Here is a 13,097-nt window from a genome sequence, read left to right on the forward strand (position 1 = left end):
TTCGGAAGCAATTATGGCCTTATTACAAATTAGTGAGCCCGGACTGAGCGCCGCGCCGCACCAGCGACGTCTGGCGGCGGGTATCGACCTGGGCACCACCAATTCACTGGTGGCTACCGTGCGTAGCGGCCAGGCCGAAACTCTGCCCGACCGTCAAGGGCGCTATTTGCTGCCGTCGGTGGTGAACTATCAGGCTTCGGGTTTGACGGTGGGCTATGACGCGCGGCAAAACGCCGCTCAGGATCCGGTCAATACCATCAGCTCGGTCAAGCGCATGATGGGGCGTTCTCTGGCCGATATCGAGGCCCGCTACCCGCATCTGCCTTATCAACTGCAGGCAAGCGAAAACGGCCTGCCGATGATTCAGACGCCAGGCGGTCTGCTCAACCCGATTCGCGTTTCTGCCGATATCCTCAAGGCGCTGGCCGAGCGCGCTACCGAAGCGCTGGCGGGCGAGCTCGACGGGGTGGTGATTACCGTGCCGGCCTACTTCGATGATGCTCAGCGTCAGGGAACCAAAGACGCGGCGCGTCTGGCGGGCCTGCACGTGCTGCGTCTGCTGAACGAACCCACCGCGGCGGCGATTGCTTACGGCCTGGACTCCGGTCAGGAAGGGGTCATCGCGGTTTACGATCTCGGCGGCGGCACCTTTGATATCTCCGTGCTGCGCTTAAGCCGCGGCGTGTTTGAAGTCCTGGCTACCGGCGGCGATTCCGCGCTCGGCGGCGACGATTTCGACCACCTGCTGGCCGATTATCTGCGCGAGCAGGCTGGCCTGAGCGATCGCAGCGACAACCGCCTGCAGCGCGAGCTGCTCGATGCGGCGATCGCGGCGAAAATCGCCCTCAGCGATGCCGAGACGGCGCGGGTGAATGTCGGCGGCTGGCAGGGGGAAATCACCCGCAGCCAGTTTAACGATCTGATCGCGCCGCTGGTCAAACGCACTCTGCTGGCCTGCCGTCGCGCGCTGAAAGACGCCGGCGTTGAGGCGCAAGAGGTGCTGGAAGTGGTGATGGTGGGCGGCTCGACCCGCGTGCCGCTGGTGCGCGAGCGCGTCGGCGAATTCTTTGGCCGTACGCCGCTGACCTCTATCGACCCGGATAAAGTCGTCGCCATCGGCGCGGCGATTCAGGCGGATATTCTGGTGGGCAACAAGCCGGACAGCGAACTGCTGCTGCTCGATGTGATCCCGCTCTCCCTGGGGCTGGAAACCATGGGCGGTCTGGTGGAGAAGGTTATCCCGCGCAACACCACCATTCCGGTGGCGCGCGCGCAGGAGTTCACCACTTTCAAAGATGGTCAGACGGCAATGTCTATCCACGTCATGCAGGGCGAGCGCGAGCTGGTGCAGGACTGTCGCTCCCTGGCGCGTTTTGCGCTGCGCGGCATTCCGGCATTGCCGGCGGGCGGGGCGCATATTCGCGTCACCTTCCAGGTGGATGCCGACGGCCTGCTGAGCGTGACGGCGATGGAGAAATCGACCGGCGTCGAGGCCTCTATCCAGGTGAAACCGTCCTACGGTCTGACCGATGGCGAGATCGCCAGCATGATTAAAGATTCGATGAGCTACGCCGAACAGGACGTCCAGGCGCGCATGCTGGCCGAGCAAAAAGTTGAAGCCGCGCGCGTACTGGAAAGTCTGGTCAGCGCGCTGGCCGCCGACGCCGCGCTGTTAAGCGCCGCAGAGCGTCAGGCTATCGATGACGCCGCGGAGCAAGTGCGCGCCGCTGCGGCAGGCGATGATGCCGATGCAATCAAAGAAGCGATTAAAAATATCGACACACAAACCCAGGAATTCGCCGCACGTCGTATGGATCAATCGGTCCGTATCGCGCTGAAAGGCCAATCCGTGGACGAGGTTTAAAATGCCAAAAATTGTTTTTCTGCCCCACCAGGACCTGTGTCCGGATGGCGTAGTTGTGGAAGCTGAGACCGGTGAGACCATTCTTGATGCTGCGCTGCGTAGCGGTATTGAGATTGAACACGCCTGCGAAAAATCCTGTGCCTGCACCACTTGCCACTGCATCGTGCGTGAAGGCTTTGACTCGCTGGCGGAAAGTACCGAAGATGAAGACGACATGCTGGATAAGGCCTGGGGGCTTGAGCCCGACAGCCGTTTGAGCTGCCAGGCGCGGGTGACTGACGAAGATTTGGTCATCGAAATTCCGCGTTACACCATCAACCACGCACGCGAGCATTAATATGGGACTGAAATGGACCGATAGTCGCGAAATCGGCGAAGCGCTGTACGACGCCTTCCCGGATCTCGACCCGAAAACCGTTCGCTTCACCGATCTGCATCAGTGGATATGCGACCTGGAAGAGTTTGATGACGATCCAAACGCATCCAATGAAAAAATTCTTGAGGCGATTCTGCTAGTCTGGTTAGACGAAGCCGAATAATTTTCGCGTTATGATTTACCCGGTGGTTATAAGCCGGATAAATCAACGGGCGAAAGAACTTTACGGGCTGCCATACGGCGGCCCGTTTGCTAAGAAGGATAATGATAATGACCGAAGCTATGAAAATTACGCTTACCGCTCAGCCAGCCGATGCGCGCTGGGGAGAAAAAGCGTCTTACAGCATTAATAACGACGGCATCGCCCTGCACCTGAACGGCAAAGACGACCTGGGCTTGATTCAGCGCGCGGCGCGGAAAATTGACGGCATGGGCATCAAACACGTTGCGCTTGATGGCGAAGGCTGGGACACCGACCGCGCATGGGCGTTCTGGGCGGGTTATAAGGGGCCGAAAGGCAGCCGCAAAGTGGAGTGGCCGGCCCTCGACGATGCGCAGAAAAGCGAACTGGATAACCGCTTGACCATTATTGACTGGGTCCGTGACACCATTAACGCCCCGGCGGAAGAGCTGGGGCCGGAACAGCTGGCGCAGCGTGCGGTAGACCTGCTGTGCAGCGTGGCCTGCGATAACGTCTCTTATCGTATCACCAAGGGTGAAGACCTGCGCGAGCAGAACTACCTGGGCCTGCACATGGTCGGTCGCGGCTCCGAGCGCCCGCCGGTCCTGCTGGCGCTGGACTATAACCCAACCGGCGATAAAGAAGCCCCGGTGTACGCCTGCCTGGTCGGTAAAGGCATCACCTTTGACTCCGGCGGATACAGCATCAAGCAGAGCGCCTTTATGGACTCGATGAAGTCCGACATGGGCGGCGCGGCAACGGTGACCGGCGCGCTGGCGTTTGCCATCACTCGCGGCCTCAATAAGCGCGTGAAGCTGTATCTGTGCTGCGCCGATAACCTGATTAGCGGCAACGCCTTTAAACTTGGCGATATTATTCACTATCGCAACGGTAAAACCGTGGAAATCATGAATACCGATGCGGAAGGTCGCCTGGTGCTGGCTGATGGCCTGATCGATGCTTCTGCGCAAAAGCCTGAGCTGATTATCGATGCCGCCACGCTGACCGGCGCCGCGAAAACCGCGCTGGGTAATGATTATCACGCGCTGTTCAGCTTTGACGATGGTCTGGCGAATCGCCTGCTGGCGAGCGCGCAGGCTGAAAACGAGGCCTTCTGGCGTCTGCCGCTGGCTGAGTTCCACCGCGGCCAGCTGCCGTCGAACTTCGCCGAGCTGAACAATACCGGCAGCGCGGCCTATCCGGCGGGCGCCAGCACCGCAGCGGGCTTCCTGTCCCACTTCGTGGAGAACTATCACCAGGGCTGGCTGCATATCGACTGTTCGGCGACCTACCGTAAATCTGCCGTTGAGCAGTGGTCGGCGGGCGCGACCGGCCTCGGTGTGCGCACCATTGCCAACCTGCTGACGGCAGAGTAATGGATTTTGCCGGGTGGCGCTGCGCTTACCCGACCGACAAAACTCGTGGGCCCGTGCGAGCGCAGCGCCGCCGGGCGATTTTGAAGTAGCGAAACTATGTCCGAAACTAAAAATGAGCTAGAAACCCTGCTGGAGAAGGCGGCGACCGAGCCAGGCCACCGTCCGGCGTTTTTCCGTACTTTGCTCGAAGCCACCGTTTGGGTGCCGGGAGCCGCCGCTCAGGGCGAGCAGGTTGTGGAAGATAGCGTACTGGACCTGCTGCACTGGGAAAAAGATGATGGCACATCGGTTATTCCTTTTTTCACCTCGCTGGAAGCGCTGCAGCAGGCCGTTGAGGACGAACAGTCTTTCGTGGTGATGCCGGTGCGCACGCTGTTCGCGATGACCCTGGGCGAAACGCTCTATCTCAATGCCAAACTCCCTACTGGCAAAGAGTTTGCGCCGCGAGAAATTAGCCATCTGCTGGGGGAAGAGGGCAGCCCGCTCAGTACCCAGACCGTGCTTGAGGGCGGCGAGTCGCTGCTGCTGTCTGAGGTTGCCGAACCGCCCGCGCAGATGGTGGACTCGCTGACCACGCTGTTCAAGACGCTGAAAACGGTGAAGCGCGCGTTTTTATGCTCTATTAAAGACAGCGCCGATGCCCCGGCCAACCTGCTGATTGGTATTGAAGCGGAAGGCGATATTGAGGCGGTGATTCAGGCCACCGGCAGCGTTGCGACCGATACGCTTCCCGGCGACGAGCCGATTGATATCTGCCAGGTGGTGGAGGGTGAAAAGGGGATTAGCCACTTTATGATTGCCCACATTACGCCGTTCTATGAAAAACGCTGGGGCAGCTTCCTGCGTGACTTTAAGCACAATCGCATTATCTAACCGAACGGGGGCCTACGCCCCCGTTGCTTTGTCTACTGCGCCGGTTCAATCGGCAAATCCGTCCGCGCGCCCCATTCGCTCCATGAGCCGTCATACAGGCTGACGCCGTTAACGCCCAGCGTGGTTAGCGCCAGCACCACGACCGCCGCCGTCACGCCGGATCCGCAGCTGGCAATAATCGGCTGCTCAAAGTCGACGCCCTGGCGAGCGAAAATCTCGTTCAGTTCATCGGTGGTTTTGAGTTCGCCGTTAATCACCAGTTCGCTCCAGGGGACGTTTAGCGCGCCGGGAATATGCCCGCTGCGCAAACCCGGGCGCGGCTCGGCCACCTGACCATTAAAACGCCCGGCCGGGCGAGCATCGACGATCTGCGCCGATCCTTCATGGCTGACCAGCAGCACATCGGTCAGACGCTTGATCGCCTGCGGATCGAGACGAGCGTCAAAATCACCTTCCGGCAGTTCAGGGAGGCCCTGCTCCAGCGGCAGCTCATCGCGACGCCAGCCTTCGAGGCCGCCGGCAACAATAGACACTTTTTCAACGCCGAAGGTGCGCAGCATCCACCAGGCGCGCGGCGCGGAGAAGATATTGCCTTCATCGTATACCACCAGATGCTTATCGCTGCTGACGCCCAGTTCGCGCATGGCGACGGCAAACGCCTCCGCGCGCGGCATCATGTGCGGCAGCGGGCTGGTATGGTCGGAGAGGGCTTCGATATCGAAAAAAACGGCGCCGGGAATATGGCCCGCCTGATACTCAGCGTTAAGATCGCGCTGTTCCTGTCCCGGCGGAGCCATACGGGCGTCAATAATCTGGATTTCCGGGTCATCAATATGTTCCGCCAGCCAGTCGGCAGCGACAAAAAACGAGGTAGACATCGGCGTCTCCTTTTTTATTGTTCAAGAGTGAATTGTCGACGTTTTCCGGGAGAGTGACAAGTTATGGATCCCAGAGTGGCGACCGTATCACGGATGATTCACTCTCGGGAGTTTGATTCTATTCTCGTCGCTGTTGGTAATGATATTGTTAACGCATAATAATGTGTTCACTTAATGTATCCGGCCTGCGGGCCGAGGGGTTAGAAGGATGAAACCATTTCGTTTGGCGGCACTATCTCTGGCGCTGCTCACCGCGCTATCGTTGACCGGCTGCGACGACAGCGGCAAACCGCAGGCAGCTGCGCCCGCGGCGTCTGCGGCGACGGATAAAGCTAGCGCGAAGCCGGATGCCAGCCAGCTGGCGGCGCTGGCGGAAAAAAGCAAAGGCAAAGCGCTAACGCTGCTGGATGCCTCGGAAGTACAGCTCGACGGCGCGTCGACGATGGTGCTGACCTTCTCAATCCCTCTGCAGCCGGACCAGGATTTCTCCCGTAGCGTACATCTGGTCGATAAAAAAAGCGGCAAAGTTGATGGGGCCTGGGAGCTGGCGCCTAACCTGAAAGAGCTGCGGCTTCGCCATCTTGAGCCAAAACGCGAGCTGATTGTATCGGTAGATCCAACCCTGGCGGCGCTGAATAAAGCGACCTTTGACAGCAGCTTTGAAAAAACCATTACCACCCGCGATATTGCCCCGAGCATCGGCTTTGCCAGCCGCGGCTCGCTGCTGCCGGGGAAAGTAGTGGCCGGATTGCCGGTGATGGCGCTGAATGTCGATAACGTCGACGTCAATTTTTTCCGTATTAAACCGGAATCACTTTCGGCCTTCGTCAGCCAATGGGAATACCGTAATTCATTGAGCAATTGGGAGTCGGACGAGCTGCTGAAGATGGCCGATCTGGTCTATAACGGCCGTTTTGACCTCAACCCCGCGCGTAATACGCGTGAAAAACTGCTGCTGCCGCTGGCGGATATCAAACCGCTGCAGGAGCCGGGCGTGTATATCGCGGTGATGAACCAGGCGGGCCGCTACAGCTACAGCAACGCCGCGACGCTGTTCACCCTCAGCGATATCGGCGTATCCGCGCACCGTTACCACAACCGGCTGGATGTCTTTACCCAAAGTCTGGACAACGGCGCGGCGCAGTCCGATATCGATGTTCAGCTCTTGAACGCCAAAGGGCAGACGCTGGCGCAGGCGAAGAGCGACGGCCAGGGCCATGTGACGCTGCAAACGGACAAAGAAGCGGCGCTGCTGCTGGCGCGTAAGGACGGGCAAACCACCCTGCTGGATCTCAAACTCCCGGCGCTGGACCTGGCTGAATTTTCCATTGCCGGCGCGCCGGGGTTCAGCAAGCAGCTATTTATGTTTGGTCCGCGGGATCTCTATCGTCCGGGCGAAACGGTGATCCTCAACGCTTTACTGCGCGATAGCGACGGTAAACCGCTCCCCGAGCAGCCGGTGAAGCTGGAAGTGGTGCAGCCGGACGGCCAGGTCATTCGTTCGACGGTCAGCAAACCGGTTAACGGCCTGTACCAGTTTACTTATCCCCTAGATAGCGGCGCGGCGACCGGGATGTGGCACATTCGCGCCAGCACCGGCGACAACCAGCCGCGCGAGTGGGATTTTCACGTCGAAGATTTTATGCCTGAGCGTATGGCGCTAAATCTCACGCCGCAAAATGCGCCCGTCTCTCCGGCTGCGGATGTTAGCTTTGCGGTGACCGGTGCTTATCTGTACGGCGCGCCGGCCAGCGGCAACTCGCTGCAGGGCAAACTGTTCCTGCGTCCGCTGCGCGACGCCGTGCCCGCGCTGCCGGGCTTCCAGTTTGGCGACATTGCCGAAGAGAACCTTTCCCGCAGCCTGGATGAAGTACAGACCACGCTGGACGATCGGGGCCATGCGGAAGTCACCGCCGCCAGCCAGTGGCAGGAGAGCCGCTCTCCGCTGCAGGTGATCCTGCAGGCCAGCCTGCTGGAGTCCGGCGGACGTCCGGTCACGCGCACCGTCAGACAGCCAATCTGGCCTGCCGATACGCTACCGGGTATCCGACCAGAATTTGCCCTGAAAGAGGTTTATGACTATCGCACCGACAGCACCGTCAAGCAGCCGGTGGTGGATGAAAACGGCGCCGCCGCGTTTGAGATTGTGTATGCCGATGCGAAAGGTGAGAAGAAGGCGGTCTCCGGGCTACAGGTGCGGTTAATTCGCGAACGCCGCGACTACTACTGGAACTGGTCCGATAGCGAAGGCTGGCAGTCGCAGTTCGATCAAAAAGATCTTCAGGAAGGCGAGGAGTCGCTGGATATTTCAGCCGGACAAACGGCGAAAGTGAGCTTCCCGGTCGAGTGGGGTTCTTATCGCCTGGAAGTCAAAGGGCCAGATGATGTGGTCAGCAGCGTGCGCTTCTGGGCCGGATACAGCTGGCAGGATAACAGCGACGGCCAGGGGGCGGCGCGTCCGGACCGCGTCACCATGAAGCTGGATAAACCGGCCTATAAACCGGGCGATACCATCAAGCTTCATATCGCCGCGCCGGCAGCCGGTAAAGGCTATGCGCTGGTGGAATCAAGCGAAGGGCCGCTGTGGTGGCAGGAGATTGACGTCCCGGCGGAAGGGATGGACTTATCGATCCCGGTGGATAAAGCGTGGAATCGTCACGACCTGTACCTCAGCGCGCTGGTTATTCGTCCGGGGGATAAATCCCGCTCCGCGACGCCAAAACGGGCGGTGGGCCTGCTGCACCTGCCGCTCGGCGACGAAAACCGTCGTCTGAATCTGGCGCTGGAGGCGCCGGCTAAAATGCGCCCGAACCAGCCGCTGACGGTGAAGGTTAAGGCCAGCGTCAAAGAAGGCGAGATGCCGAAACAGGTTAACGTTCTGCTCTCCGCCGTGGATAGCGGGGTACTGAATATTACCGACTACGCGACGCCGGACCCGTGGAACGCTTTCTTCGGCCAGAAACGCTACGGGGCCGATATTTACGATATCTATGGTCAGGTGATTGAAGGGCAGGGGAGACTCGCCAGCCTGCGCTTCGGCGGCGACGGTGATGAACTTAAGCGCGGCGGCAAACCGCCGGTTAACCACGTGACGATTATCGCCCAGCAGGCGCAGCCGGTGGTGCTGGATGAGAAAGGCGAAGGGACGGTGACTCTGCCGATTGGCGACTTTAACGGCGAACTGCGGGTGATGGCCCAGGCGTGGACCGCTGACGATTTTGGCAGCAGCGAAGGGAAAACGATCGTGGCTGCGCCGGTCATTGCCGAGCTGAACATGCCGCGCTTCCTCGCCAGCGGGGATACCACGCGGCTGGCGCTGGATCTCAGTAACCTGACCGATAAGCCGCAAACCCTCAACGTTGCGCTGGCCGCCAGCGGTCTGCTGCAGCTTGAAGGGGGAGAAATACCGTCGGTGCAGCTGGCGCCCGGCGCGCGCAGCACCCTGTTTGTACCCGTCCGCGCGCATGAAGGTTTCGGCGATGGTCAGGTGAATGCCATCATCAGCGGCGTGAACCTGCCAGGTGAAACGTTCACGCCAATGCAAAAACAGTGGAAGCTCGGCGTGCGTCCGGCTTTCCCGGCGCAAACTGTCAATTCGGGCGCCGTCCTGCAACCAGGCGAAAGCTGGCAGGCTCCGGCGGCGCAAAGTGAGGGCTTCTCGCCGGCGACGCTGCAGGGACAGCTGGTGTTCAGCGGCAAGCCGCCGCTGAACCTGGCGCGCTATATTCGCGACCTGAAAGCCTATCCCTATGGTTGCCTGGAGCAGACCACCAGCGGGCTGTTCCCGTCGCTCTATACCAACGCCGTCCAGCTTAAAGCGTTGGGCATCAGCGGCGATAGCGATGAAAAACGACGCGCGGCGGTGGATATCGGCATTTCTCGCCTGCTGCAGATGCAGCGCGATGATGGCGGTTTCGCCCTGTGGGATAAAGAGGGTCCGGAGGAGTACTGGCTAACGGCCTACGCGATGGACTTCCTCGTCCGGGCGGGCGAGCAGGGCTACAGTGTCCCGACTAACGCCGTCAACAGCGGTAACCAGCGTCTGCTGCGTTATTTACAGGAGCCGGGGCTGATGACCGTCCGCTATAGCGATGATGCCCAGGCCAGCCGCTTTGCCGCTCAGGCCTATGCCGCGCTGGTGCTGGCCCGGCAGCAGAAAGCGCCGCTCGGCGCGCTGCGCGAGATCTGGAGTCGTCACGACCAGGCGCGTTCCGGTCTGCCGCTGCTGCAGTTGGGCGTCGCCTTGAAATTGATGGGCGATGCGCCGCGCGGCGACGAGGCCCTGAAGCTGGCGATGGCCACGCCGCGCCAGGATGCGAACCGCTGGCTCGGCGATTACGGCAGCGAGCTGCGCGACGATGCGCTGAAGCTGGCGCTGCTGGAGGAGAATAAACTGCTGCCGGAAGCGCAAAATACGCTGCTCAGCAATCTGGCGGAAGAGGCATACGGCCAGCGCTGGCTTTCGACGCAGGAGAGTAATGCTCTGTTCCTGGCCGGGCGTACGTTGCAGGACCGTTCCGGCAGCTGGCAGGCGCAAACCTCCGTGCAGGCCGAACCGCTCTCCGGCGATAAAGCGCAAACCCGCAACCTGACCGGCGACCAGCTGGCGGCGCTGCAGGTCACCAACACCGGCCAGCAGGCGCTGTGGCTTCGCCTCGACAGCAGTGGATATCCGCAGAGCGCTCCGCAGCCGGGAGGCAACGTGCTGGGAATCGAACGGCAAATTTTCGATACCCAGGGCCAGCAGAAATCGCTCGCTTCGCTGCGCAGCGGCGAACTGGTGCTGGTGAAGCTGGAAGTCACGGCCAAACGCAACGTGCCGGACGCGCTGGTAGTGGATTTACTCCCGGCGGGGCTGGAGCTGGAAAACCAGAATCTGGCTAACAGCAGCGCCAGCCTGCAGGAAAATGGCGAAGCGGTGCAGAATTTGCTTAACCAGATGCAGCAGGCGGATATCCAGCACATTGAGTTTCGCGACGATCGCTTCGTCGCCGCGGTGGCTATCAATGAAGGCCAGCCGGTGACGCTGGTTTATCTGGCGCGCGCGGTGACGCCGGGCACTTATCAGGTACCGCAGCCGCAGGTCGAGTCAATGTACGTGCCGCAGTGGCGGGCAACCGGCGCGGCCAGCGGACCGCTAACCGTTGCGCCCTAAATGCGGGTATTGAAGCGTATAAAACGCCGCTGGCGCTGGCTGGCGGCGTTTATTTTTTTGCTGTGGCTATTGCTGCTGGCGGCCGATCGGCTATGGCCGCTGCCGCTGCATGAGGTTACGCCTGCCAGAGTGGTGGTGGCGGAAGACGGCACGCCGCTGTGGCGCTTTGCCGATGCGCAGGGCGTCTGGCGCTATCCGGTGACGCTGGCCGACGTTTCGCCGCGCTATTTACAGGCGCTGATCCACTATGAAGATCGCTGGTTCTGGGATCATCCTGGCGTCAATCCGCTCTCGATCGCTCGCGCCGCCTGGCAGGATCTCACTTCCGGCAGAGTGATCTCCGGGGGCAGCACCCTCACTATGCAGGTGGCGCGGCTGCTCGATCCTCATCCCCGCACCTTTGGCGGCAAGCTGCGGCAGCTATGGCGAGCGCTGCAGCTGGAGTGGCATCTGTCAAAAAGCGAGATCCTCACGCTCTACCTCAACCGGGCGCCGTTCGGCGGTACGCTGCAGGGGATCGGCGCGGCCAACTGGGCCTATCTGGGTAAACCCCCCGCGCAGCTAAGCTACGGCGAAGCGGCGCTGCTGGCGGTATTGCCGCAGGCGCCGAGCCGCTTACGTCCGGACCGCTGGCCCGAGCGGGCGCAGGCGGCGCGCGATAAAGTCCTGCTGCGAATGGAAAGCCAGGGCGTGTGGCCGTCGCAGCCGGTGCGAGAAGCTCTCGAAGAGCCCGTCTGGCTGTTTCCGCGGCAGATGCCGCAGCTGGCGCCGCTTTTTGCCCGCCGCGCGCTGGCGAGCAGCCGCGCAGAGAAGGTGGTCACGACGCTGGATGCCGGGCTACAGCGGCAGCTGGAAGATCTGGCGCTGAACTGGAAATCGCGCCTGCCGCCGCGCAGTTCTTTAGCGATGATCGTGGTCGACCATACCAATATGAAGGTGCGCGGCTGGGTAGGATCGGTGGATATTGGCGATGATAGCCGCTTTGGTCATATTGATATGGTCTCGGCGATCCGCTCCCCCGGCTCGGTACTGAAGCCGTTTGTCTATGGTATGGCGCTGGATGAGGGGCTGATCCATCCGGCCTCATTACTGCAGGACGTGCCGCGACGCTTTAGCGACTACCGACCGGGCAACTTTGACAGCGGGTTTCACGGGCCGGTGAGCGCCAGCGACGCGCTGGTTCGCTCGCTGAACCTTCCGGCAGTGCAGGTGCTGGAGGCCTACGGACCGAAGCGTTTTGCCGCCAGGCTACGCAATGCCGGATTGCCGCTGATGCTGCCCGCTGGCGCGGAGCCGAATTTATCGCTGATCCTCGGCGGCGCCGGCGCGCGTCTGGCGGATATCGTGGCGGCGTACAGCGCGTTCGCCCGCCACGGCAAGGCGGGACAATTGCGCATCACGCCGGACTCGCCGCTGGTTGAGAGGCCGCTGCTGTCGCCGGGGGCCGCGTGGATCGTGCGGCGCATACTGGCCGGCGAAGCGCAGCCGGTGCCCGATGCGTCGCTGGTGAAGGTGGTGCCGCTGGCGTGGAAAACCGGCACCAGCTACGGCTATCGCGACGCCTGGGCGATCGGCGTGAATGCCCGCTATCTGATTGGTATCTGGACCGGACGGCCCGACGGCACGCCGGTCGTCGGACAGTTTGGCTTCGTCAGCGCGGTGCCGCTGCTGAATCAGGTCAATAATCTGCTGCTGGCGCGACCGGCTATGAGCCGCGGCGGATTACCGGCCGATCCTCGCCCGTCGTCGGTCAGCGCCGGGACCGTGTGCTGGCCCGGCGGGCAGAATTTAGCGGCGGGCGACGCGAACTGCCGCCGACGGCTGGCAACCTGGCTGCTCGACGAGAGCCAGCCGCCGACCCTGCTGCTGCCTGGTCAGGAGGGGATTCGTGGGATTCGTTTTCCGGTATGGCTGAATGAGAAAGGGGAGCGGGTGGCGGCAGATTGCCCAGGCGCGGTGGCGAAAAGCCTCGACGTCTGGCCGCTGCCGCTTGAACCCTGGCTGCCCGCGGGCGAACGGCGTCGCGCCAGGTTGCCGGCGGTTTCGGCGGACTGCCCGCCGGTGCAAACCGTCGATGCCGCCCCGCTGGTGCTATCCGGCATCCGTGAAGGCGCGGTGGTTAAACGTATGCCCGGCGAGCTGAAGGTGATGCTGCCGCTGCAAACGACCGGCGGGGAAGGGCGGCGCTGGTGGTTTCTGAACGGCGAACCGCTGACCGCGGAAGGCGCCAGCGCCATCCTTAACCTTGAGCGCCCCGATAGTTATCAGCTAGTGGTGATGGATGAGGCGGGGCAGATTGTTGCCGCTAACTTCACCGTGCAATAAACAGAACTTGCCTGAATTAGCCGGATTTGTTGTTTAAGGTCGCTTTTTTTTAAAAAAATGTTACCTAAA

Annotated in this window: 8 protein-coding genes; 7 read left to right on the forward strand and 1 reads right to left on the reverse strand. The window is 61.3% G+C overall.

Going from position 1 to position 13,097, the window contains the following annotated elements; genetic code table 11:
* Nucleotides 1-13 precede the first annotated feature (13 nt).
* The 5 genes from hscA (at nt 14) to sseB (ending at nt 4,670) form a co-directional block, all read left to right on the forward strand.
* Nucleotides 14-1,864: a Fe-S protein assembly chaperone HscA gene (gene hscA, locus GUC22_RS06485; protein ID WP_049100577.1), complete on the forward strand. Its 1,851-nt coding sequence runs from the start codon at nt 14-16 to the stop codon at nt 1,862-1,864.
* Between the two features lies 1 nt (nt 1,865).
* A complete protein-coding gene (fdx, locus tag GUC22_RS06490) occupies nt 1,866-2,201 on the forward strand; it encodes an ISC system 2Fe-2S type ferredoxin (RefSeq protein ID WP_004104503.1) in 336 nt (111 codons plus the stop codon).
* Between the two features lies 1 nt (nt 2,202).
* The gene (gene iscX, locus GUC22_RS06495) at nt 2,203-2,403 is read left to right on the forward strand and encodes a Fe-S cluster assembly protein IscX (RefSeq protein WP_004104502.1); all 201 of its coding nucleotides are present in this window, start codon (nt 2,203-2,205) and stop codon (nt 2,401-2,403) included.
* A gap of 107 nt (nt 2,404-2,510) precedes the next feature.
* Nucleotides 2,511-3,797 (forward strand): aminopeptidase PepB, encoded by a 1,287-nt coding sequence (gene pepB / locus GUC22_RS06500; protein WP_049100576.1) that lies wholly within the window; start codon nt 2,511-2,513, stop codon nt 3,795-3,797.
* A 96-nt stretch (nt 3,798-3,893) separates the two neighbouring features.
* A complete protein-coding gene (gene sseB, locus GUC22_RS06505; protein WP_004136447.1) occupies nt 3,894-4,670 on the forward strand; it encodes an enhanced serine sensitivity protein SseB in 777 nt (258 codons plus the stop codon).
* Nucleotides 4,671-4,702: 32 nt separating this feature from the next.
* Here sseB and sseA read toward each other — a convergent pair whose 3' ends face one another.
* On the reverse strand, nt 4,703-5,548 hold the full coding sequence (gene sseA / locus GUC22_RS06510) for a 3-mercaptopyruvate sulfurtransferase (protein ID WP_160183432.1): 846 nt from the start codon (nt 5,546-5,548) through the stop codon (nt 4,703-4,705).
* Between the two features lie 208 nt (nt 5,549-5,756).
* Between sseA and GUC22_RS06515 the strand changes: the two genes are divergently transcribed.
* Both GUC22_RS06515 and pbpC read left to right on the forward strand, forming a co-directional pair.
* Nucleotides 5,757-10,703 (forward strand): alpha-2-macroglobulin family protein, encoded by a 4,947-nt coding sequence (locus GUC22_RS06515; RefSeq protein ID WP_154932541.1) that lies wholly within the window; start codon nt 5,757-5,759, stop codon nt 10,701-10,703.
* Complete coding sequence (gene pbpC / locus GUC22_RS06520; protein ID WP_155037367.1) at nt 10,704-13,028, forward strand: peptidoglycan glycosyltransferase PbpC; 2,325 nt, start codon at nt 10,704-10,706, stop codon at nt 13,026-13,028. It abuts the gene before it with no gap.
* Nucleotides 13,029-13,097 lie beyond the last annotated feature (69 nt).

Source organism: Klebsiella sp. MPUS7 (assembly GCF_009905335.1).
In the GTDB taxonomy this organism is placed as follows: Bacteria; Pseudomonadota; Gammaproteobacteria; order Enterobacterales; family Enterobacteriaceae; genus Klebsiella; species Klebsiella grimontii.